This is a genomic window from Haloarchaeobius amylolyticus (genome assembly GCF_026616195.1).
GTDB classification, from domain to species: Archaea; Halobacteriota; Halobacteria; order Halobacteriales; family Natrialbaceae; genus Haloarchaeobius; species Haloarchaeobius amylolyticus.
Map to the genome: position 1 here is coordinate 944,557 of NZ_JANHDH010000002.1, position 20,855 is coordinate 965,411.

The window sequence follows — 20,855 nt, forward strand, 5'->3', positions numbered from 1 at the left end:
CCCCGGCCGACCTTGCCGGCCGGCCGTCGTCGAGCAACCGTCAGGCACCCATACACACGCTCCAGCACGGCCGGCTGGCGGGTAGGGGGGTCCGGGGGAGCCTCGTGCCCGAAGCACCTTGCGAACCGATACGACTGGACCCTGTCCGGCCACGACTACCGGGCGTCCACCGACTGCTACTGCCGACCCACACCGGGGCGCCCGGCACTTCGTTCCAGACCACAGACACCGCGAGCGACAGGGTCGAGACGCTTGCCGTGACTTTTAAGCGCGCACTCGTTGCGTACAAACGTATGAAAGCAACCGCGATGGCGCACCCGATCCAGGGCCTCGTCAAGTACCACGGTATGCGAGACTCCATCGAACGACTCCCCTACCACGATTCCATCAGCGTGTGCACAGCCCCGAGCCACACGAAGACGACGGTGGAGTTCTCGATGGACTACGACGAGGACGTCTACATCGTCGACGGCGAGGAACTCGACGGCCACGCCTACGACCGCGTCGAGCGCGTCGTCGAGAAGGCGCGCTCGATGTCCGACGCCGCCCACACCGTCTACCCGGTCAAGCTCGAGTCCGAGAACTCCTTCCCCTCGAACGTCGGGCTGGGCTCCTCCTCCTCGGGCTTCGCGGCCGCCGCGATGGCCCTCGCGGAGGCTGCCGAACTCGACGCCACGCTCGGTGACGTCTCGACCATCGCCCGCGTCGGCTCCTCCTCTGCGGCCCGTGCCGTGACAGGCGGCTTCTCCTACCTGAGCGCCGGCCTGAACGACGAGGACTGTCGCTCGCACCGCATCGAGACGAAGCTCGACGACGAACTGAAGACCATCGTCGCGCTCGTCCCCGCGTACAAGAACACGGACGACGCCCACGAGGAGGCCGCCGACAGCCACATGTTCGACGCCCGGCGCGCCCACGTCCAGGACCAGCTCGTCGAGATGAAGGACGCGCTGCACGACGACGACCTCGACCGCGTCTGTGAGATCGCCGAGCACGATTCCCTCTCGCTGGCGGCGACCACCATGACCGGCCCCGACGGCTGGGTCTACTGGCAGCCGGCCACGCTCGCCGTGTTCAACAAGGTACGCGAACTCCGCAACGAGGGCTACCCGGACGACGACGACGTCGACTCGGTGCCCGTCTGGTTCTCCACCGATACCGGCGCGTCCGTCTACGTGAACACGACCGCCGAACACGCAGAGCGCGTCAAGGAACAGGTCGCCGAGACTGGCGTCCGCACGACCATCTGGGAGGTCGGCGGCTCCGCGACGCTCCTCGACGAGGACGAGGCACTCTTCTAGCCGAGCGACCCCGGTTCGACCGCCGTGGGTGCGTCGAAGGTCCGGAGCGACGGCACCACCAGCCAGTACGCCGCCGTGAGGACCGTCCCGGCCGCGCTCGCGAGCAGGACCGACCACGCGCCGACCAGTTCGCCGAGGAGCCCGCCGAGGAGCACGCCGACAGGCGAGACGAGACTGGACGCACTGGAGAGCACCGAACTCACGCGCCCGAGCCGGTCGTCTGGCACGCCGGACTGGAGCGTCGCCAGCACCGAGACGTTGTAGATGCCCACCGGAACCCGCGAGAGCGCGAAGAGTGCGACCGACGCGAGCGGGCGGGCGACGAGCACGCTGGCCGCGAACAGCACCCCCGATGCCGTCAGGCCGACGATGGTCGTCCGGCCGAGTGGAACCGACTCGACCCACGACGAGAACAGCGAGCCGACGACGGTGCCGCCGGTCAGCCCGGCCAGCAGCAGGCCGTAGGTGCCCGCACCGCCGAGGTCGGCGGCGAACGAGGGAAGGACCGCGAAGGCGACGCCGAAGAGGAAGTTCGCGAACAGGCTCCCGACCAGCATCAGGCCGAGGACCGAGTCCGTGAGCGTCGCGATGCCCTCGCGCAGGTCGCGGACGTACGCCTCGCGGTCGAACGGGTCGTGGTCCCCTGTCTGGGATGGGCCCTCGGACTCGCCGCCATCGGCACTCGCAGAACCCGGCACGTCGAGGCCGACGAACAGCACCGCGGCGACCAGGAAGGTGACCGCGTCGACGACGTAGACCCCGACCGCACTCACGAGCACGACGAGCGCGCCCCCGATGCCGCGGGCGAGCGCGTCGACCGTCTTCCCGACCGCCGTCGCCGCCGCGTTCGCGCGCACCAGCGACCCGTCGGGGACCAGCCGGGGGACCGCCGCGGTCTGGGCCGGTCCGGCGAACAGGCCGACCAGCGACAGCACGGGCATGGTCGCGAGCACGACCGCGACAGTCAGCGACTCGGCGAGCCACGCGAGAGGGACGACGAGGACGACCACGCCCTGTGCCACCTCCGAGAGCGTGAGCACCCGGTCGAGCCGGGACCGGTCGACGATGGGGCCGACGAACAGCGAGAGCACGCCCGGAATCTGGGTGAGGAAACCGGCGAGGCCGGTGTAGGCGGTCGACCCGGTCAACTCGAAGACGAGCCACATCGCGGCGACGGTGTAGAGGCCGTCGCCGAGGACGCTGACGGTCCGGCCGGTGAGCAGCCGGCGGAACCCGCGGTGGCGGAGGACGGCGAACCGTTCGGGGAGGGTCACGTCCCACGCCTCGGCCACGGCGCACTTGGCCGTTCCGCGAACGCCAGTTCTGTAGCCGAGGTGACAGCAGACACGAGATATATCACGACCACCGACCAGCGCCGACGTATGGACGACGCGGACGCGACCGACGCCCTCGAGGTCCTCGGGAACGAGCTCCGGATGCGCATCCTGCGCGAACTCGCCGCGGCCGAGGAGCCACTCCCGTTCTCGACCCTGCGCGAGCGCGCCGGCATCCGGGACACGGGCAAGTTCAACTACCACCTCACCCGGCTCTGTGAGTACTACGTGCGCGAGGTCGCGGACGGGTACGAACTCGGTCACGCCGGGACGCGCGTCATCGCCGCGGCCGAGCCGATGCAGGCCGAGGACGGGGACGCCCCGGCGACCGATGCCGCGAGCGACGCCTGCCCGGTCTGCGGCGACGACGACTGCGAACGCCTCTTCCACGTGCACCTGACCCCACCGTGGGCCTGATTCTCCGGTCCCCTACCAGAACGAGGGCCGCCAGTACAGCAACACGACGGTCACGACGAACACCGCCGTCGAGAGCGGGAGCGACTGCTGCATCGCCGCGGTCGCCAGTGCCGAAGAACTACCGGCGACGCCGGTGACGATGGTCGCGAGGACGGGCCAGCTACAGGAGACACACGAGAGCAGTCCGAGCACGCCCGACACCGCCGAACTGGCCGCGTCGATGACCGTCACGTACACGAGGTACGTCAGGGCGACGTAGCCGACGACCTTGTACGGCAGGATGGTCAGGTTCACCAGCTGGCTCTCGTAGGAGATCGCCGGGCCGAAGCCGGGTGGGAGCGCGGTCGAGACGTACCAGCCGAAGGAGGGCTGGTACGCGCCGGTCTCGAAGAACATGTAGCCCTGGCTCCAGAGCCCGCCGAAGTACGCGAGGACGAGGCCGTAGCCGACCGCGATGGCGGCCGCGCGTCGCTTGCGCTTCGCCGGGGCCGGGGCCGGTTTCGCGCGCCAGAGCGCCCACAGCCCGAGGTTCACCCAGACGAGCGGGAGGAGGAGCAGGTCGAGTGCCGCGGTCCCACCGTTGGCGAGGTAGAGGCCGAGCAACAGGGCCTCACCGGTGAGGACGATGAAGAAGGCGAAGAGCGTCTCCGGTTCCGGCACGACCGTCTCCGGGTCGAGGTCGACGCGTTCGAACGCCATCAGAAGGCGAGGGAGTCGACCACGATGGCCACCAGCAGCGCGCCGAGGTAGGCGTTCGACGCGTGGAAGGCGCGGAACGCGGCGTCGGTGGTCTGCTCGTGGTGGAGTTCGACGACCGTCCAGAGGAACACCGCACCGATGGCGACGCTGACGAACGCGTACAGCAGCCCCAGCGAGGAGACCGCCGAGAGCACCACCGCGCTGACCAGCGTGGCCGCGAGGTACCAGACGATGTGCTTGCGCGTCACGGCCTCACCGCGGACGACCGGCAGCATCGGGAAGCCGCCGCGGGCGTAGTCCTCCTTGTACGCCAGCGCGAGGTTGTAGAAGTGCGCCGGCGTCCACAGGAAGATGACGCCCGCGAGGGCGAGCCCCGGCAGACCGATGGTCTCGGTGACGGCGGCCCAGCCGATGAGCGCGGGGAGCGCGCCGGCGGCACCGCCGATGACGGTGTTCGAGACGTAGTTCGGCTTCAGGACCAGCGTGTACACGACGCTGTAGAAGATGATGGCGGTCAGGCCCAGGCCCGCGGCGAGCAGGTTGAGCTGGGCGAACGCGAACAGCGACGCCGCGGTGAGCAGGAGGCCGAACGCGAGCGCGTTCCGGACCGGAATCACGTCGACCGCCAGCGGGCGGTCGGAGGTCCGCTGCATCCGGCGGTCCACGTCGCGCTCGAGGACGTGGTTGAACGTCCCGCTCGCACCGATGGAGAGGACCCCACCCAGCAGCGTCCAGAGGACGGTCTCGACGCGGAGTTCCTGCCCGGCCGCCAGCGCCATCCCGGCGGCGGCGACCAGACACAGCAGCCACATCAGGCGTGGCTTCATCATCCGGAAGTACATCCCGGTCTTGAGTTTCGCGCGTGCGAGAACTCCCGACGGCAGTTCGATGCCCCCGTCGTCTGCGGGTTCGTCGACGGGCTCCGGGTCGGGCATCGGTTCCCAGTCCGGCTCGTCGGCGGTCTCGGCCTCGAGCGTCCACGCCAGCGCGACGACGATGGCGGCGAAGATGCCGACGCCGACGGTCAGGTGGACGGCCGACAGCGTGCCGGTCGACCCCGTCGTCGCGGCGACCGCGCCGAGGGCGACCTGCAGGGGGTACAACAACAGCGCGAGCGTCAATGCAACACGGACGCGACGGTCGGTGTCACCCAGCCAGGCGACGGCGACGGTCGCGAGGACGGCGCCCCCCACGAGCAGGGCCGCGACCCGGTGTCCCCACGCGATGGCCAGCGTGGTGTCCGAGAGTGGGACGAGCCACTGCCCGTTACACGCCGGCCACGTCGGGCACGCGTCGGCGGCACCCGTGACGGCCGTCGTCGCCCCGACGATGATGAGCAGGTAGACGCCCATCGCCGCGACTGCGAGCAGCCCGGTGAAACGGGCGTGGGTCCTGACGGGGGTCGGGAATGTGCGAGACACGGCAATCAGTGGATGATTCGGCTCCGCGTACTTAGAGCCCGCGCTTTCCCCCCACAGCGCGGTCCCCGGTGGCGAAAGTCAGCACATATTTAACCCCGTCTTCCTAACCCTCGAACCGACATGAACGCAAAGCGGCTAGCCCCGACTGCCCTGCTCGGGGCGGCGTTCCTGCTGCTGCTCGCGGACCCGGTCGCAGCGCAGGCGTCGACAACGGAAGAGGCGATTCGGGGACTGAACGAGAAACTGCTCGTCGTCGCCATCCCCATCACGGTGCTCGTCGAGGGCGTCCTCATCTACACCGTCCTCAAGTACCGCAAGAACGACGAGGCGAAGCCGACGCGGGAGAACCGCCGGCTCGAGATCACCTGGACCGTCGCCACGGCGGTCATCCTGCTGTTCGTCGGCCTCTCGGCCACGATGACGATGGCGAACCCCGCCGTCATCACCGACGACGTGAACGACCGGGCCGACGTGCCCCAGGACGCAGAGCACGTACAGGTCACCGCGGAGACCTACGCCTGGACGTTCACCTACGACAAGCACAACGTGAGCTCCAGTAACAAGCTCGTCATCCCCAAGGGACAGGAGACGTACTTCAACGTCACGACCAAGGACTGGCTGCACGCGGTCCACGTGCCCGGACTGGGTCTGAAGCAGGACGCGGTCCCCGGCCAGCACCACTACATCATGACCGAGGCGACGACCGAAGGCACCTACCAGGGCTACTGTGCCGAGTACTGTGGTGTCGGCCACTCGGGCATGATGTTCGAGGTCGAGGTCATGTCCCAGGAGGACTACCAGGACTGGCTCAAGAGCCAGTGCGAGGACGCTGGCGGTAGCTGGGACGCCGGCTCCCAGACCTGTACCGCGGGCAACAGCTCGTCCGGCTCCGGCTCCGTCGCTGCGGCCTGAGCGCTCTGGACTCGCTTTCTCTCGTTCTCTCCACCCTGCTGAGCCGACGGATTCGTCGCACGGCCCCACGCTTGCTGTGAGATAGCCCGGGCGAACACGCTTGGATGGATTTTTAGTAGTCGGGTCGTAAGCCCCGTGTATGACAGTCGCGGAAGACGCTGACGACCACGGTCACGGGCACCACCTGCCGGCCGTCGAGGACTGGCCGAAGGGGTTCGGCGAGGCCAGCTGGTGGCCGTTCGTGACGGCCATCGGCGGGGGCGGCATCTACCTCGCCGCGGCCCTCTACGTAATGGCTATCAAGGACATCATCGGCATGGGCGCGTTCTCGGCGGTCGCCATCGGGAGCACGTTCCTGTTCCTGGCTGGCCTGTTCGGCTGGCTCTACCACACCTTCGTCAGCACGTTCTGGGAACGCGGCGCGAACGAGAAGAGCGAACACAAGCTCCGCTGGGGGATGGTCGCGTTCCTCGGGAGCGAGGTCGCCACGTTCAGTGCTGGCTTCATCTACTACTTCTTCATCCGGGTCGGCGGCCTGGGTGAGCTTCCGCACCTGTTCGGGAGCCTCGTCATCGTCAACACCCTGATACTGGTGCTGTCGAGTGTCACCATCCACTTCGCGCACACGTCGCTGCTGAAGGGCAACCGTCGGCGCTTCATCGGCCTGCTGGGCGCGACGCTCCTGCTCGGGACCGTGTTCATCGGCGGGCAGGTGTACGAGTACTACGTGTTCATCGCCGAGGAAGGCTTCACGCTCGGTGCCGAGGCGTTCGACCAGACCTTCGCGTCCGGCTTCTACGCCCTGACCGGCCTCCACGGCCTGCACGTGACCCTCGGTGCCGTCCTCATCGGCATCGTGTTCGTCCGCGCGCTGCGCGGGCAGTACTCCGCGGAGCGCCACGTGTCCGTGAGCACCGTCTCGATGTACTGGCACTTCGTCGACGCCGTCTGGATCTTCCTCGTCGTCGTCCTGTACGCCGGCGCGTAAGCCAGTCACAACCTTTCGTTCTCGATGACCCGCCAGACACGTAGCCGCCGCGCACTCGTCGCCGTCCTCGGAGTGGTGACGCTGGCGTCCGGGACGGCACTGGCCCACGGGGGGTCGCTGCGCGGCCAGGCGGAGACGCTGGCCATCCCGACGTGGCTCTTCCTGCTGACCGGCGGGGCCGCGGTCGGCGCATCGTTCCTGCTGGCGACGCTGGTGACGGACCGTCGCTGGATCGCGACCATCGACGACTGGCACCGGTTCTTCGGGCGGCTCCCGGGCGCCGTCGGCACGTACCTCGCGCCGGTCGTCGGCCTCGCCGGGCTGGCGGTCGTGCTCGGCTTCGGCTTCTTCGCCCGGTCGCTCGGGGTCGAGGCGCCGCTTCGCAACCTCAGCATCCTGCTGGTCTGGGTGGGCTGGTGGGCCGGCTACACCATGTCGGTCTACCTCGTCGGCAACACCTGGCCCGCGCTGAACCCGTTCCGGACCCTCGCGCGCCTGCTGCCGAGCCTCGGTCGCTCGTACCCGGCCGGTGTGGGCGCGTGGCCGGCCGTCGTCGGCCTGCTCGCGCTGGTGTTCGTCGAGGTCGTCAGCCCGCTGGCGGACGACCCGCAACTGCTCGCCGGGGTCGTGGCGGCCTACGGCCTCCTGACGCTGGCCGGTGCAATCGTCTTCGGCCACGAGACGTGGTTCGAACGCGCCGACCCCGTCTCGCGGGTCTTCGAGGCGTACGGCCGGGTCGCGCCGCTCTCGCGCACGGACGACGGCCTGCGACTCCGCCTGCCCGGGATGGCGCTCTCCGACGCGGGCGAGCACCGGGGGGCGGGAGAGGTCGCGTTCGTCGTCGCGCTGCTGTGGGGGACGACCTACGACGGGTTCGTCACCACGCCGGCGTGGGGCGACATCGCCCGGGCCGCGGTCGCGGCAGGGGTGCCGGCGCTGCTGGTGTACCTCCTGACGTTCCTCGCCGGGTTCGGCGTGTTCCTCGGCGCGTACCTGCTCGCGGCCCGGCTGGCCCGTCGGACCGGGAACACCTACCTCACGACGCGCGAACTCGCGCTCCGGTTCGCCCCGCCCCTGCTCGCCATCGCGGCCGGCTACCACCTCGCGCACTACCTCGGGTACTTCGTCTCGCTGTCGCTCCCCCTCTCGCAGGCGCTCGCGAACCCGTTCGCGCCGCCGCTGAACCCGCAGCAGTTCGTGCTGCCGGCGTGGGTCGGCGGGCTCGCGCTCGCGTTCGTCCTGCTCGGCCACCTGCTCGCCATCTGGGTCGCCCACGCCGCGGCCTACGACCTCTTCCCGAGCCGGCTGCAGGCGGTCCGGAGCCAGTACCCCTTCATCGGCGTGATGGTGCTGTACACGATGGCGAGCCTGTGGATCGTCGCGGAACCGAACCAGCTCCCACCGTTCCTATGACACGCAGAACCGACCACGCAGCACTCGAGACGGACGTGCCCGCCGACGAGGAGCCGTATCGCTGCCCGTACTGCGACCGACCCTTCCGCGAGACGGAGTACCGGACCCTGCACGTCGGGTTGACCCACTACGACGTGATGACCGACGACGAGCGCGACCGGTTCCAGGACGCCTACCGCGACGAGTCCGACGACCTCGGGCTGTTCCGGCTCCGGACGTTCGCGGTGCTGGTGCTGTTGTACTTCGGGATGCTGATGCTCTACTCCGTGGTCACCTGAGGAAAACGCGACGCGAAATCGCGTCACCGCGTCGGGTTTGCTATGGAAAGTCGACGCGGACTTGGTGCTTACCGGGGACCCCGGATAAGCCTTCTTTTGTGTGGTTGTTCACGCGGGTCACATCCCCATGTCTTCGGCGGCCTCGGGGACGGGGAGGTCGTGCTCGGAGACGCCGAGCAACTCGGCCACGTGGTCGAGCGCCATGTCGAAGCCGTAGTAGCGTTCGAGTTCGTCGCCGTCGGCACTCGGGCGGACCTTCAGCATCGCGTAGCCCTCGATGTTCTGGGCGACCGCGGCCGTCGTCCCCCCTCTGTCGAACTCCAGGAGCCGTTCCGTCTCCGTCTCGGAGTACCGTGCCGTGATGCCGTTCGCCTCGGCCGTGTCGTCGCTCATACCCCCGCTTGGGACCGGTGGGTTTCGTACGTACCGGTTCCGTGCGACCCTGCCGACTCTGTCGGCCGCCAAGCGAAACACACCTGTTCTCGCACCCGCTCGACTCGCCCATGACGAAGTGGCTCCAGAGTGGTCGCCGCCGCGACCTCTGCTTCCTCCTCGCCGACGCCGGGGAACTGCCGGCACAGCGGCTGAAGACGCGGCTGGAACAGCATTACGACGACCGCATCGACCCGAAGTCGTTCTACGGGACGCTGGAGGCGATGGTCGACTCGGGCTTCCTGACGACGCGGACCGAGGGCCTGCACGACGTGTACGCGCTGACCGAGGCTGGCGAGGCGCGGCTCCGCGAGCACTACGCGTGGGTCAGTTCGTGCGTCGAGGGCGAACCCCGCGGCGACGAGTAGCCAGACAGCTCACCGTCTCCGGGTGGAGTCAAGTGACGAGGATAGCTGCGTCAGGCCCGGAACACCGCCCGGAACAGCCCGACCCCGAGCAGCGCCCCGGCACCGACGAACCCGGCCGCGAGGAACACCGCGGGGCCGTCGAAGCCGGGCACCTGAGCGAGCAGCATCGCGACGAAGAAGAGGCCGCCGAAGATACCGACTCCGAGCACGCCGGCCCGGAGCAGTGCCATCGGCTCAGTCGAGCAGCTGCTGGGCGATGGTGTTGCGCAGCACCTCGGAGGTGCCCTCGTAGATCTCGTTGAGCTTCGCGTCGCGGTAGAACCGCTCGGCGGGGAAGTCCTTGGTGTAGCCGTAGCCGCCGTGGATCTGGATGCCCTCGTTGGCGACCTCGCGGCTGATCTCCGAGGCGTAGAGCTTGGCCTGTGCGGCCTCCTTGATGAACGTTTCGCCACGGATCTTCTTGTCCGCGGCCTGGTGCATCAGCAGTTTCGCGCACTGGACCTTCGTGTCCATGTCGGCGAGCTTGTGCTGGATGGCCTGGAAGTCCGAGATGGGCTGGTCGAACTGCTCGCGCTGCTGGGCGTAGTCGAGCGCCTGCTCCAGCGCGGCGCGGGCGATACCGACCGACCGGGCCGCGATGGTGATGCGGCCGCCGTTGAGGGTCTTCAGCGCGTGGACGAACCCGTCACCTTCCTCGCCGAGGCGCCGGTCGGCGGGGATGCGCATGTCGTCGAAGCGGAGTTCGGCGGTCGGACAGCCCTTGTCGCCGAGCTTGTCCTCGGTCCCCTCGACGATGAAGCCGTCGTCCTCCTCGGGGCGGACGATGAACGAGGAGATGCCCTTCCTGCCGGCGTCGGGGTCGGTCTTGGCGAAGACGGTGACGGTGTCGGCGACGGAGCCGTTGGAGATCCAGAGCTTGCCACCGTCGATGACGTACTCGTCGCCCTGCTTCTCGGCGGTCGTCGACATGGCGGGCACGTCGGAGCCGGCCTGGGGCTCCGAGAGCGCGAACGCGCCGATGTCCGTGCCCTCCGCGAGCGGTGTGAGGTACTCCTGTTTCTGCTCTTCGTCACCGAACTCGTATATCATGTTGCCCGCCAGCGAGATGTGGGCGGCGACGATGGTGCCGAGGCCGCCGGAGCCCCGGGAGATCTCCTCCAGCCCAATGGCGTAGGAGTGGTAGTCAAGTCCCGCTCCGCCGTACTCCTCGGGGAACGGCATTCCCATGAGCCCAAGTTCCGCCATCTCCGAGACGAGGTCCGCGGGGAACTCGTCGTCGTGGTCGATGTCCGCGGCGACGGGAACGACCTCCTCGTCGACGAACTCCGCGACCATGTCACGAATCTGCTTTTGCTCGGCAGAGAGACTGAAGTCCATACTCGAAGGTACGGCCGTCGACCCTTTACTCTTGCTACAACCCGCGCGAAAATACCTGATATTCCCGGGTGTGAGACGGCTGTACGCCGGGGTCGCTGGCTCGCCTGCGGTCCCGAAAGGTAGAAACGACTTCGGGCCTGCTTTCACGAGTATGGAGCATCCGGTTCGTCGACAGGGCCACCGCGCCGTCGAAGGTATCACGGCAGGTGGGTTTTTCAGAGTGGAATACACAGGGGTTAGTGGATGAACGAGGAACAGGCCGCGTATCCCGTGGACGACGACCTCGCGTGGTGTTACGACGCCGTGCAGGGCGTCTCCCGGACGTTCGCCATCACCATCGAGGAACTCGAGGAACCGACGGCCCGTCACATCTGTCTGGGCTATCTCCTCTGTCGCGTCGCCGACACCGTCGAGGACGCGGGCCACATCCCGCCGACCGAGAAGGCGGAACTGCTGCGGATGTATGCGGACGTGCTGGACGAGGACGACCCGACCACCGCCGCGGCGTTCCGCGAGCAGGTCGACCCGTGGCTCCCCGAGGAGCTGGACGACGACTGGGAGGTCGTCGCCGAATCGCCGCGCGTCGTCGAGACGTATCGCAACCTGTCGCCGGAGGCTCGCGAGGACATCCTCCCGCCGGTGCTCGAACTCACCAACGGTATGGCCGAGTTCGTCGAACGCCACGCCGACTCCGGCGGCCTCCGCATCCAGACGCTGGAGGAACTCGAGGAGTACTGCTGGTACGTCGCCGGGACGGTCGGTTCGCTGGTCACTGGCCTGGTGACCCGCGACACCTCGGAGTCGCGCGAGTCCCGCCTCTGGGACAACGCCCGGTCGTTCGGGCTGCTGTTGCAGCTCGTCAACGTCGCCAAGGACGTGAGCGACGACTACCAGGAGGAGAACAACGTCTACCTCCCGGCGGAGTGGCTGGCCGAGGAGGGCGTCGACCGCGACAACGTCCTCGACCCCGAGAACGAGGAGGAGGTCGCCTCCGTCATCGAGCGCGTCGTCGACCACGCCTCTGGCTACCTCGACGACACGCAGACATACCTCGAGGCGCTCCCCGAGCACCGCGGGAACCGCCTCTCGGCCTGGGGCATCCCGTACCTGCTCGCGGTCGCGACCCTGCGCGAACTGCGCAAGCGGCCCGCCGACGTGGTCCGCGAGGGTGGCGTGAAGATCTCCCGGATGGAGGTCGTCGCCATCATCAGCTGGTTCCGCCAGCACGGCGACCGGCAGGCACTGGAGCAGGTCCGGCAGGTCATCGAGGACAAGCCCCTGCACGAAGCCGACGTGTCGGTGTAGGGCTCTTTCTACGCGTCCACCATCTCGGCCGTCAGAACTGTGGTTCGAAGCCGCGGGACCCGGCGACGGCCCGCCCGAGCGCGAACAGTGGCGTCCCCACGAGGAGCGTCCCGGCCGCCCAGGCGAGGAACGCCGGCAGCAACAGGAACTCGAACCCCGTCAGGGGGACGAACTGCGTCGTCACGAGGAGCGGCCACGACACCACCAGCAGCGTGTGCGCCCGCCACGCGCGAGTACGCGTTCTCGAATCGGCCGCCAGCCCGCCGGCCGGGAAGAACAGCAGTGCCGGCAGGAGGAGCGCACTTGCCCCACCGCCGGCGAAGCCGGCGAGTCCCCACCCGAGCCCGACCGCGTCGGCGGCAACCAACTGGGCGAGCAGCGTCAGCCCGACGAGCGCCAGCATCCGCCGGGGCGAGAGCCAGTCCGCCACCGCCACGGCCACGAGCGGAATCACGAGCAGCGGGAGTGCCATGACGAGTCGCGCCGCGAGTGTGCTGGTGACCGTCACCGTAGAGACCGCCAGACCGAGGAGTGGCAGGCCAGCCGAGACCGCGGCGGCGGTCGAGAGAGACCACTCCGCGAAGCGGTCCGACCCCCGGAGCGAGCCGAGGGCGGCGGCGAACAGCAACGTCGGCGCGGTCGCGAGGAGGAGGGCGTCCCGGACCAGCCGCGGGCCGACCGCCAGGGCGACGCTGGCCTCTGCGGCGGCGCGCGAGGCGGCCCCGTCGTCGTCGGCGAAGACGACGAACGTCTCCTGGGTGTACCCCCTGTCACTCTCCCAGCTGGCGAGCCCGTCGCCCACGCCCGGGTCCCCCGGCGGGTCGTTCGCGACGACGGTCTCGCTGGGCCCGGCGACGACGAACTCGTCCGCGTTGAGCATCGTGTACCGCCCACCGATTGTGTGGAAGTAATCGACGACCAGCACGCCGCCGACCCCGCGGTGTGCCACGTCCGGGACGGTGAACCCGACCACCGCCGTCCGGTCCTCGAACCGCACCGAGACGTTCCGGGGGTCCTCGACGAGGTTGTTGTGCGCCTCGAAGGCGGTGTCGACGACCTCGCGGAGCTGGGCCGGGTCGTCGCGGTAGGTCGGGGCCGTCTCCGGGGAGAGGGTGACGCGGGCGGTCCAGCGGCTGCTCCCGTCGTCCCGGACGTCGACGCGGAGGCTGGACCGGTCGACCGTCGCGTTCAGGTCGAGTTCGTGCGCCGCCTCCTCGAACTGCTGGTCACAGACCGGGCAGACTCGCTCCGGGGGGCTGCTCGCCGTGGCCGCGGGGACGAGGCTCCCGGCGAGGACGAGCACGAGGAGGGCGGCGACGACGGGGACGCGGGACATCTACCCGAAGCTCTCGGGGAGAAAGTAAATGTCTTCTGTCAGGCAGAGGTCGGCCGCGTGTCGGCCGGCTCCTCGGCGGGTGCGGAGGCCTCGCGCCCGAGGCGTCGGCCCAGGACGAACAGCGGGACGCCGAGCAGTGCGCCCCCGACCAGCACCACGCCGAACAGTCCCGGCGTGACGAACACGACGCCGACCCGGGGGACGAGGGGGAGCGCGGCGACGCCGGCGCCGAGGGCCGCCACCGGCGGGAAGAGCCAGCGCGCCGGGTGGCCCGCGCCCGCGAGGACGCCGTAGGCCAGGAACGCGAGGGGGCCGAGCAACAGCACGAGGACGGCACTCGCCGGGGCGCCGAGGACGAGCACGAGCGGCCAGCCGACCGCGGCGACGGCCGCGACGGTGGGCAGCCGGCGGCCGGGGTCGAGGTCGACGCGAGCCGCGAGCCCGACGATAGCCGCGGTCAGGACCGCCGCCGGGGCGAGCCCCATCGAGACGAGTGCGAGCACGATGCCGAGCTCGCCCCACTCGCCGCCGACCACGCCGCCACCGACGCCGAGGGCGACGATGCCCCCGGCTGCCACGAGGATGGCCTGGACGGTCCGGCGGGCGAACCGGTCGTCGAACCGGAGACGGCCCCCTGCGAGGAGCAGCCCCGCGGCGACCAGGCCGACCAGCAGTGCCGGCCACTGCGCGTAGGCACGGAGTTCCGACTCGACCAGCCCGAGGGAGTGGCTCCGGACCGCGAGCGCGGTCGCGGCCTGCGCGGCGAGGCCGCCGTCGGGGGCGAACGCGATGGTCGCGTGGCGACCGAGGTCCGGGTGGTAGTCGCGGTCGTCGGCGTCGGCCCAGACGATGCGGTTCCCGCGGGTAGTCCCGCCCTCGGGGGCGTGCGTGACGACGCTCCCTTCGGGCCCACGGACCGCGAGGCTGTCCGAATCGACGTACGCCTCGCCCTCACCCTGGTCCTGCGTGAACACGTCGAAGAGCAGGACGTCGCCAGTTCGGCGGTGTGCCGCGTCGGGGACCGTCCACGCGACCGTCAGGGTCCGGCCGTCGAGGCGCGTGGAGAGGTTCCGCGGGTCGTCGACGACGGTGCGATAGGAGTCGAAGGTCTCGCGGACGACCCGGTCGAGCAGGCTCTGGTTCGCCGCGAACCGGTCGGCGGCGGCCGGGTCGAGGTCGACGACGGCGGTCCAGCGGCTGTCGCCATCGGCGGCGACCTGGACCGCGAGTTCGCTCTCGCCGACGCTCGCGTTCACCCCGGCGTCTTCGGCGGCGCGTTCGAACGCCGGGCCGCAGACGCCACAGACGCCCTCGGGCGGCGGGGCGCCTGCGCTGGCGGGGGCGAGCGCGGGGACGAGGAGGAGCAGCGCGACGACCGCGATGGCTGCGTGTGGAGGGCGCATCGGCTAGGTCGTCTCACTGTCTCGACAAATAGTTTCCGCGGGTGCGAGGTCGGGGGCCGAGGACTGGCCAGTCAGTCGTACTCGTAGAAGCCCGTGCCCGTCTTCTTGCCGAGGTCGCCCGCGTCGACCTTGCGCTTGAGCAGGTACGCCGGCTTGTAGCGGTCGCCCAGCTCCTCGTGGAGCGTCTCGGTCGCGTGCAGACAGATGTCCAGACCGATGTGGTCGGCGAGCTGGAGCGGGCCCATCGGGACGTTCGTCCCGAGTTTCATCCCCTTGTCGATGTCCTCCTTCGTGGCGACGCCCTCGTCGAAGGCGCGGATGCCCTCGTTGATCCACGGCATGAGGATGCGGTTGGCGACGAAGCCGGGCTTGTCGTCGGACTCCCAGGTCTCCTTGCCGAGCGCCTCGGCGAGGTCGTGGGCGAGCGAGAGCGCCTCGTCGCTGGTCTTCTCCCCGTAGACGACCTCGACGCCCTGCATGACCGGGACGGGGTTCATGAAGTGGAGGCCGACGACGCGCTCCTCGGAGTCGATGGCGGAGGCGATGGTCGTGATGGAGAGCGTGGAGGTGTTGGTCGCGATGAACGCCTCGTCGTCGACCACGTCCTCGAGGTCCGCGAAGATGTCCTGTTTGACGTCCATGTCCTCCAGTGCGGCCTCGACGACGGCCTGGCAGTCCGCGAGGTCGTCGAGGGCGGTCGTCCCCTCGATGCGCTCCATCGTCTCTGCCTTCTCGCTCTCGCTCAGTTTGTCCTTGGCGACGAAGCGGTCGAGCGAACTCTCGATGCTGTCGAACCCGTTCTGGACGTACTCGTCCTCGATGTCGCGCATGACGACGTCGTAGCCGTTCATCGCGGCGACCTGTGCGATGCCGCTGCCCATTGTCCCTGCGCCGATGACGCCGATCCGCTCGATGCTGTCGAGGTCGTACACCATGTCTCGCAATTCTTGCGAACCGTCCCTAAGCTTGCCGGTCCCGGGCAAGGGCCAACCCCCTGCCTCGCCTCTCTGCGCACGTGACGGAACTGTTGACGGTCGTGGTCGCCGTCGTCGGCCTGGGCGTCGCCGCACAGGTCATCGCGGACCGGCTCCGGCTGCCCAGCATCCCGTTCCTGGTGCTCGTCGGGCTCGCACTCGGGCCGGAGGGGCTGGCGCTCGTCCGGCCCGAGACGTTCGGCGACGCGCTCTCGGTCATCGTCGGCATCAGCGTCGCCATCATCGTCTTCGAGGGCGCGTTCAACCTCAAGGCACAGACGTTCAGGCGCGCCCCCTCGGCGACGGTCGCACTCGTCACGGTCGGCGTGCTCGTCTCGTTCCTCGGGACCGCGGTGGCGGTCCGGGTGTTCCTCGGCGCGACGTGGGGCGTCTCCCTGCTGACCGGGGCACTGCTGGTCGCGACCGGCCCGACCGTCATCACGCCCATCCTCTCGGTGGTCCGGGTCCGGCCGCGCGTCGCGGCCACCCTGGAGGTCGAGAGCATCCTCAACGACGTGACCGCGGCCATCCTCGCCGTGGCGATGTTCGAGGCGGTGACCGCCCCGAACCCGACGCTCGCAAACGTCACGATGGCGTTCGGCCACCGGCTCCTCGTCGGTGCGGTCATCGGGGGGGTCGTCGCCGGTGTCCTCTGGTACCTCTTCGAGACGGTCGAGCACTCACCGTGGAACGCCCCACAGAACGCCCGGTTGCTGGTGCTGGCGAGCGCGGTCGTCGCCCATGGAACCGCCGAGACCGTCGCCGGCGAGGCCGGCATCGCGGCCGCCGCCACGGCGGGCGTCGTCCTCGGGAACGCGAACCTCGCCTACGAGGCCGACATCGCGACGTTCAAGGACGACGTGACGGTGCTGTTGCTCTCGTTCGTCTTCATCGTCCTGACCACGCTCGTCAGTTTCGCGGAGTTGGCCGTCCTCGGGCTCGGCGGGGTGGCGGTCGTCGCGGCCGTCCTGCTGGTCGTCCGGCCCCTGTCGGTGTTCGTCTCGACCTGGGGGAGCACCTTCGACGTGCCCGACAGACTGTTCATGAGCTTCGTCGCCCCGCGCGGCATCGTTCCGGCGAGCGTCGCGACCCTGTTCGCGCTCGAACTCCGGGAGTTCGACCCGGCCGGGGCGGCCATCCTCGTCGGCACCGTGTTCCTCGTCATCATCACCAGCGTCGTCGTCGAGGGCGGGCTGGCCCGGTCGCTCGCCGACCTGTTCGAGGTGACGCCGCCCCGCGTCCTCGTCGTCGGCGGTGGGACGGTCGGGCGCGCCCTCGCGCGGCAGTACGAGGCCGGCGGCGAGCGCATCGAACTGGTCGAGCGCGACCCGGGGGCGGTCGAGACCGGACGGAACGCGGGGTTCACCGTCCACCGCGGCGACGCGACCGACCCGGCCGTGTTGCGCGCCGCGGGTGCGGCCGACGCGGACCGGGCCGTCGTCGTCACCGGCGACGACCGGACCAACGTCCACGTCACCCGGCTGCTTCGCACGCGCTTCGACGTTGACCCGGTGTTCGTCCGGGCGGACGACCCCGACGCCGTCCAGACCGCGGAGGCGCTCGGCGGCCGCCCCCTGACGGGCTCCGTGTTGCACCTCTGGGCCATCGAGGGCATCACCCCACGCGAGACGACGGCCAGGCCCGGCTGGCTCACCGCGCTGCTCCGCGAGGGCGACATCAGGCAGTTCGTCGTCCCTCCGGGGCTGGCGGGCCGGACGGTCGAGGAGGTCGAGGCCCAGCTCCCGCCCCGGGCCCTCCTCGTGACGCTCACCCGCGGCGACCAGACGCAGGTACCGGCGGGGGACGACCGGCTGGAACACGGCGACCGAATCACCTTCGTCGGGGAGGAGGCGGCGGTCGAGACGGCCCTCCAACGACTCACCGACGAGTCGCGCTGGTAGGAGGTCGTCGTCCCGGTCCGGGCCCGGGCGCCACGGCAAGATTGAAGTCGGATTACCAGTAGTTACAGACGAGTAGACATGGGTGCCGACGACCACGGTGGACGGGAGCTGGTGGGCGACGCGAACACCGTCGACGCCCTCGAGGGCGTTCCCCCGGACGCAGCCGCAGAACTGGCGGACGCCGACGTGACGCCGACCGACCTGACCGAGAAGGCCGTCACCTACATGGACCTCGTGGAGGCCGGCGTCGACCGGGAGGTCGCCGGCGAGATACGCAGACACTACTCCCTGACCTGGGCGTCCCGCATGGGCGACGGGCTCGACGACCGGGCCGAGGAGATGGGCGGCCTCCAGCAGGGCGAGCGCGACTGGGTGGCCGCGAGCACGGCCGACTGGGAGGACCTCGGCGTCCCCGAGTACGACCCGGTCGAGCGCGAGCCCATCGACTTCTGGGCCGACCACGAGCGCCCGACCCCGGTCGAGACCGTCGTGAACGACTGGGTCGCCGAGCGACTGGCCGAGGCCGGCATCTCGTCGGTCCGCCAGCTCGCGTGGGTCGACGCCAGCGCGCTCGCCGAGGCGCTGGACGTGAACGTGATGCAGGCCCGGACGTGGCGGTTCGCGGCGCGCGACGCCCGGTGAAACCGGGGCTGTTCTGAGGGGGTGCACCACCGCCGACGAGCGGGGTCGAGACCGCCGGTTCGACGCTCTGCTCCCGCCGACAGATTTTTACTATACCTGTAGTGGTTTTCCCGAATCTCGCGGCGGCCCGCAGATGCGTTTATCCGGTCGATAAGGCGATTTTAGGCGATATCTTCCGGACGAAAACCGACCACCAATCTTATATAGGCAGTTACGGGTATGTCCAACTGAATGCGCCCCATCGACGACTCTCCCATCGTGCGTGACGGAAAGGTACTGATTCTGGCGATGGACCACGGGCTGGAGCACGGCCCGGTCGACTTCGAGCCGGTCCCCGAGACGGTGAACCCGGAGACGGTGTTCGACGTCGCGACCCACGACGCCGTGACGGCCTTCGCCGTCCAGAAGGGCGTCGCCGAGACGTACTACCCCTCCTACGAGGACGACGTGAACCTCCTGTTGAAGCTCAACGGCACGTCCAACATGTGGATGGGCGAGCCCGATTCTGCAGTGAATTGCTCGGTCGAGTACGCCGCCGAACTCGGCGCCGACGCGCTCGGCTTCACGCTGTACGGCGGTTCCAACCACGAGATAGAGATGGCCGAGGAGTTCCGCGACGCCCAGGAGGAGGCCCGCGACTACGACCTCCCGATGGTCATGTGGTCGTACCCGCGCGGCCAGGGCCTGAAGAACGACCGCTCGCCCGACACCATCGCCTACGCCGCCCGGCAGGCGCTCGAACTCGGCGCGGACATCGCGAAGGTGAAGTACCCCGGCACGCCCGAGGCGATGCAGTGGGCCGTCGACTCGGCGGGGAAGGTCAAGGTCGTCATGTCCGGCGGGTCGAAGACCTCGGACTACGAGTTCCTCAAGCAGGTCGAAGAGAGCATGAACGCGGGTGGCAAGGGCCTCGCCGTCGGCCGGAACGTCTTCCAGCGGGAGGACCCCGTCGCCATCCTCGACGGCCTCGAGCAGGTCATCTTCGAGGGTGCGTCCGCCGAGGAAGCGCTCGAATGATGCACACGGCCGACCGCCGGTCCGCGGTCGATGCAGTCATGGACACGGTCGCGACCGCCGCCCCGCAGATCCGTCAGGGGCTGGTGGGTCGCCGGACCAAGGTCGACGAGGAGAACCCCAGCGGCGAGACGCAGGCGGCGGCGGACGTCTGGGCCGACAAGCTCCTCGAGAACGCCATCACGGCCATCGACGGCGTCGGCCAGTACGCCAGCGAGGAGCGCGAGGACATCGTCGAGTGCGGCGAGGGCGTCTCGGTCGCGGTCGACCCCCTCGACGGCTCCTCGAACCTCAGGCCGAACGCGGCGATGGGGACCATCGTCGGCATCTACGAGCAACCCCTCCCCGCGAAGGGGGAGGACCTCGTCGCGGCGGCGTACGTCCTCTACGGCCCCATCACCACGATGACGGTCGCGCGCGACGACACCGTCACCGAGTACGAGATCAGCGACGGCGAGCGCTCGGTCGTCCGCGAGGACATCGTGCTCCCGGACGACCCGGTCGTCTACGGCTTCGGCGGGCGCGTCCCGGACTGGCCGGGCGACTTCGAGGCGTACGCCCGGGAGATAGAGGACGAACTCAAGCTCCGCTACGGCGGTGCGATGATATCCGACGTGAACCAGGTGGTCACCTACGGCGGCATCTTCGCGTACCCGGCGCTGGAGTCCGCCCCGAACGGGAAGCTCCGCCTGCAGTTCGAGGGTATCCCGATCGGCTACATCATCGAGACGGCGGGCGGCGCGTCCTCGGACGGGGACAGGTCGCTGCTCGCGGTCGAGCCGACCGAACTCCACCAGCGCGTCCCCGTCCACATCGGGAACGAGGCGCTCATCGAGCGCCTCGAAGCAGCGCTGACGTAGCTGCTCCTCGCTTCTCTGTCAGAGCAGGCTCGCGCCGGCGACGATGACGGTCATGTTGTTCGCGACCAGGAAGACCCCGAGCAGCAACAGCGCCGCGATCCAGAGTTCGAACAGCAACAGGAACGGCCCGCGGACCCGGGCGGGCGTGTCGCGGATGGCCTCCAGCAGTGCGGAGAACAGGCCGACGACGAGCACCACCGCCACCAGGTTCAACAGCACCACGACGTGGACGCCCTGTTCGAGGGCCCACCGCACGATGGGGTTGGCCTCGCCCTCGACCCCGACCAGCTGGGCCGCGACCAGCGTGGTCCCGAGGTCGAGCGCGACGAGGACGAACAGCACCGCGCCGAGCCACCACCAGTAGCCGCGGAGGCGCGTGTCGATGTCGTCCGGCGAGGCGGGATACATCAGACTACGATGTAGTCCCGCAACGGTGATAGCTAATCGCGAACTTACGAGTAACGAGACTACGTAACGGTC

At 69.4% G+C, this 20,855-nt stretch carries 22 protein-coding genes; 12 read left to right on the forward strand and 10 right to left on the reverse strand.

Going from position 1 to position 20,855, the window contains the following annotated elements; translation table 11 throughout:
- Positions 1–293 precede the first annotated feature (293 nt).
- Positions 294–1,301 (forward strand): phosphomevalonate decarboxylase MvaD, encoded by a 1,008-nt coding sequence (gene mvaD / locus NOV86_RS17255; protein ID WP_267642936.1) that lies wholly within the window; start codon positions 294–296, stop codon positions 1,299–1,301.
- Here the strand turns inward: mvaD and NOV86_RS17260 are convergent.
- On the reverse strand, positions 1,298–2,575 hold the full coding sequence (locus tag NOV86_RS17260; protein ID WP_267642938.1) for an MFS transporter: 1,278 nt from the start codon (positions 2,573–2,575) through the stop codon (positions 1,298–1,300). The two genes, mvaD and NOV86_RS17260, sit on opposite strands and share 4 nt — an antisense overlap.
- A gap of 108 nt (positions 2,576–2,683) precedes the next feature.
- On the opposite strand from NOV86_RS17260, the gene NOV86_RS17265 reads away from it, so the two are divergent.
- Positions 2,684–3,052, forward strand: coding sequence for a winged helix-turn-helix domain-containing protein (locus tag NOV86_RS17265; protein WP_267642940.1), 369 nt, complete (start codon positions 2,684–2,686; stop codon positions 3,050–3,052).
- Between the two features lie 12 nt (positions 3,053–3,064).
- Here NOV86_RS17265 and NOV86_RS17270 read toward each other — a convergent pair whose 3' ends face one another.
- Together NOV86_RS17270 and cyoE are read right to left on the reverse strand one after the other, a co-directional pair.
- Complete coding sequence (locus NOV86_RS17270; protein WP_267642942.1) at positions 3,065–3,751, reverse strand: DUF7546 family protein; 687 nt, start codon at positions 3,749–3,751, stop codon at positions 3,065–3,067.
- Positions 3,751–5,181, reverse strand: a complete 1,431-nt coding sequence (gene cyoE / locus NOV86_RS17275; RefSeq protein WP_368408790.1) for a heme o synthase — start codon at positions 5,179–5,181, stop codon at positions 3,751–3,753. The genes NOV86_RS17270 and cyoE overlap by 1 nt, the downstream gene beginning before the upstream one ends.
- Before the next feature lie 111 nt (positions 5,182–5,292).
- On the opposite strand from cyoE, the gene coxB reads away from it, so the two are divergent.
- The 4 genes from coxB (at position 5,293) to NOV86_RS17295 (ending at position 8,763) form a co-directional block, all read left to right on the forward strand.
- Positions 5,293–6,084 (forward strand): cytochrome c oxidase subunit II, encoded by a 792-nt coding sequence (coxB, locus tag NOV86_RS17280; RefSeq protein ID WP_267642944.1) that lies wholly within the window; start codon positions 5,293–5,295, stop codon positions 6,082–6,084.
- Between the two features lie 139 nt (positions 6,085–6,223).
- Positions 6,224–7,072: a cytochrome c oxidase subunit 3 gene (locus NOV86_RS17285; protein ID WP_267642946.1), complete on the forward strand. Its 849-nt coding sequence runs from the start codon at positions 6,224–6,226 to the stop codon at positions 7,070–7,072.
- A 24-nt stretch (positions 7,073–7,096) separates the two neighbouring features.
- Positions 7,097–8,485: a hypothetical protein gene (locus NOV86_RS17290; RefSeq protein WP_267642948.1), complete on the forward strand. Its 1,389-nt coding sequence runs from the start codon at positions 7,097–7,099 to the stop codon at positions 8,483–8,485.
- On the forward strand, positions 8,482–8,763 hold the full coding sequence (locus tag NOV86_RS17295; protein ID WP_267642950.1) for a DUF7410 domain-containing protein: 282 nt from the start codon (positions 8,482–8,484) through the stop codon (positions 8,761–8,763). Before NOV86_RS17290 ends, NOV86_RS17295 begins: the two co-directional genes overlap by 4 nt.
- A gap of 117 nt (positions 8,764–8,880) precedes the next feature.
- On the opposite strand, the gene NOV86_RS17300 is transcribed toward NOV86_RS17295, so the two are convergent.
- Positions 8,881–9,156: a DUF7111 family protein gene (locus NOV86_RS17300; RefSeq protein ID WP_267642951.1), complete on the reverse strand. Its 276-nt coding sequence runs from the start codon at positions 9,154–9,156 to the stop codon at positions 8,881–8,883.
- Between the two features lie 110 nt (positions 9,157–9,266).
- On the opposite strand from NOV86_RS17300, the gene NOV86_RS17305 reads away from it, so the two are divergent.
- Complete coding sequence (locus tag NOV86_RS17305) at positions 9,267–9,563, forward strand: PadR family transcriptional regulator (RefSeq protein ID WP_267642953.1); 297 nt, start codon at positions 9,267–9,269, stop codon at positions 9,561–9,563.
- Between the two features lie 50 nt (positions 9,564–9,613).
- Here the strand turns inward: NOV86_RS17305 and NOV86_RS17310 are convergent, their stop codons facing one another.
- The gene (locus tag NOV86_RS17310) at positions 9,614–9,793 is read right to left on the reverse strand and encodes a hypothetical protein (protein WP_267642955.1); all 180 of its coding nucleotides are present in this window, start codon (positions 9,791–9,793) and stop codon (positions 9,614–9,616) included.
- Between the two features lie 4 nt (positions 9,794–9,797).
- Positions 9,798–10,940 carry an acyl-CoA dehydrogenase gene (locus NOV86_RS17315; RefSeq protein ID WP_267642957.1) on the reverse strand — a complete coding sequence of 381 codons (1,143 nt, stop codon included), beginning with the start codon at positions 10,938–10,940 and terminating at the stop codon, positions 9,798–9,800.
- 243 nt (positions 10,941–11,183) lie between these two features.
- Here NOV86_RS17315 and NOV86_RS17320 point away from each other — a divergent pair, with 243 nt between their 5' ends.
- Positions 11,184–12,245, forward strand: a complete 1,062-nt coding sequence (locus NOV86_RS17320) for a phytoene/squalene synthase family protein (protein ID WP_267642959.1) — start codon at positions 11,184–11,186, stop codon at positions 12,243–12,245.
- Between the two features lie 31 nt (positions 12,246–12,276).
- Here the strand turns inward: NOV86_RS17320 and NOV86_RS17325 are convergent, their stop codons facing one another.
- From NOV86_RS17325 to NOV86_RS17335, 3 genes are all read right to left on the reverse strand, one after another.
- Entirely contained in the window at positions 12,277–13,581 is a 1,305-nt protein-coding gene (locus tag NOV86_RS17325; protein WP_267642960.1) for a hypothetical protein, read from the reverse strand.
- Between the two features lie 38 nt (positions 13,582–13,619).
- Entirely contained in the window at positions 13,620–14,984 is a 1,365-nt protein-coding gene (locus NOV86_RS17330; RefSeq protein WP_267642961.1) for an MFS transporter, read from the reverse strand.
- Between the two features lie 71 nt (positions 14,985–15,055).
- On the reverse strand, positions 15,056–15,919 hold the full coding sequence (locus NOV86_RS17335; protein ID WP_303647781.1) for a 3-hydroxyacyl-CoA dehydrogenase family protein: 864 nt from the start codon (positions 15,917–15,919) through the stop codon (positions 15,056–15,058).
- A gap of 80 nt (positions 15,920–15,999) precedes the next feature.
- Between NOV86_RS17335 and NOV86_RS17340 the strand changes: the two genes are divergently transcribed.
- The 4 genes from NOV86_RS17340 (at position 16,000) to NOV86_RS17355 (ending at position 20,375) form a co-directional block, all read left to right on the forward strand.
- The gene (locus NOV86_RS17340) at positions 16,000–17,859 is read left to right on the forward strand and encodes a cation:proton antiporter domain-containing protein (RefSeq protein WP_267642963.1); all 1,860 of its coding nucleotides are present in this window, start codon (positions 16,000–16,002) and stop codon (positions 17,857–17,859) included.
- Between the two features lie 78 nt (positions 17,860–17,937).
- Positions 17,938–18,501 carry a DUF7409 domain-containing protein gene (locus NOV86_RS17345; RefSeq protein WP_267642965.1) on the forward strand — a complete coding sequence of 188 codons (564 nt, stop codon included), beginning with the start codon at positions 17,938–17,940 and terminating at the stop codon, positions 18,499–18,501.
- Between the two features lie 231 nt (positions 18,502–18,732).
- On the forward strand, positions 18,733–19,518 hold the full coding sequence (locus NOV86_RS17350) for a class I fructose-bisphosphate aldolase (RefSeq protein WP_267642967.1): 786 nt from the start codon (positions 18,733–18,735) through the stop codon (positions 19,516–19,518).
- Entirely contained in the window at positions 19,518–20,375 is an 858-nt protein-coding gene (locus tag NOV86_RS17355; RefSeq protein WP_267643127.1) for a class 1 fructose-bisphosphatase, read from the forward strand. The genes NOV86_RS17350 and NOV86_RS17355 overlap by 1 nt, the downstream gene beginning before the upstream one ends.
- Before the next feature lie 18 nt (positions 20,376–20,393).
- Here the strand turns inward: NOV86_RS17355 and NOV86_RS17360 are convergent, their stop codons facing one another.
- On the reverse strand, positions 20,394–20,783 hold the full coding sequence (locus tag NOV86_RS17360) for a hypothetical protein (RefSeq protein WP_267642969.1): 390 nt from the start codon (positions 20,781–20,783) through the stop codon (positions 20,394–20,396).
- Positions 20,784–20,855 lie beyond the last annotated feature (72 nt).

Excerpts from the sequence above, each read along its gene's own strand:
- mvaD (WP_267642936.1), top strand. The coding sequence starts at position 294 with ATGAAAGCAACCGCGATGGCGCACCCGATCCAGGGCCTCGTCAAGTAC.
- NOV86_RS17265 (WP_267642940.1), top strand. The coding sequence starts at position 2,684 with ATGGACGACGCGGACGCGACCGACGCCCTCGAGGTCCTCGGGAACGAG.
- NOV86_RS17270 (WP_267642942.1), bottom strand. The coding sequence starts at position 3,751 with ATGGCGTTCGAACGCGTCGACCTCGACCCGGAGACGGTCGTGCCGGAA.
- coxB (WP_267642944.1), top strand. The coding sequence starts at position 5,293 with ATGAACGCAAAGCGGCTAGCCCCGACTGCCCTGCTCGGGGCGGCGTTC.
- NOV86_RS17285 (WP_267642946.1), top strand. The coding sequence starts at position 6,224 with ATGACAGTCGCGGAAGACGCTGACGACCACGGTCACGGGCACCACCTG.
- NOV86_RS17290 (WP_267642948.1), top strand. The coding sequence starts at position 7,097 with ATGACCCGCCAGACACGTAGCCGCCGCGCACTCGTCGCCGTCCTCGGA.
- NOV86_RS17295 (WP_267642950.1), top strand. The coding sequence starts at position 8,482 with ATGACACGCAGAACCGACCACGCAGCACTCGAGACGGACGTGCCCGCC.
- NOV86_RS17300 (WP_267642951.1), bottom strand. The coding sequence starts at position 9,156 with ATGAGCGACGACACGGCCGAGGCGAACGGCATCACGGCACGGTACTCC.
- NOV86_RS17305 (WP_267642953.1), top strand. The coding sequence starts at position 9,267 with ATGACGAAGTGGCTCCAGAGTGGTCGCCGCCGCGACCTCTGCTTCCTC.
- NOV86_RS17310 (WP_267642955.1), bottom strand. The coding sequence starts at position 9,793 with ATGGCACTGCTCCGGGCCGGCGTGCTCGGAGTCGGTATCTTCGGCGGC.
- NOV86_RS17315 (WP_267642957.1), bottom strand. The coding sequence starts at position 10,940 with ATGGACTTCAGTCTCTCTGCCGAGCAAAAGCAGATTCGTGACATGGTC.
- NOV86_RS17320 (WP_267642959.1), top strand. The coding sequence starts at position 11,184 with ATGAACGAGGAACAGGCCGCGTATCCCGTGGACGACGACCTCGCGTGG.
- NOV86_RS17325 (WP_267642960.1), bottom strand. The coding sequence starts at position 13,581 with ATGTCCCGCGTCCCCGTCGTCGCCGCCCTCCTCGTGCTCGTCCTCGCC.
- NOV86_RS17330 (WP_267642961.1), bottom strand. The coding sequence starts at position 14,984 with ATGCGCCCTCCACACGCAGCCATCGCGGTCGTCGCGCTGCTCCTCCTC.
- NOV86_RS17335 (WP_303647781.1), bottom strand. The coding sequence starts at position 15,919 with ATGGTGTACGACCTCGACAGCATCGAGCGGATCGGCGTCATCGGCGCA.
- NOV86_RS17345 (WP_267642965.1), top strand. The coding sequence starts at position 17,938 with ATGGGTGCCGACGACCACGGTGGACGGGAGCTGGTGGGCGACGCGAAC.
- NOV86_RS17350 (WP_267642967.1), top strand. The coding sequence starts at position 18,733 with ATGCGCCCCATCGACGACTCTCCCATCGTGCGTGACGGAAAGGTACTG.
- NOV86_RS17355 (WP_267643127.1), top strand. The coding sequence starts at position 19,518 with ATGCACACGGCCGACCGCCGGTCCGCGGTCGATGCAGTCATGGACACG.
- NOV86_RS17360 (WP_267642969.1), bottom strand. The coding sequence starts at position 20,783 with ATGTATCCCGCCTCGCCGGACGACATCGACACGCGCCTCCGCGGCTAC.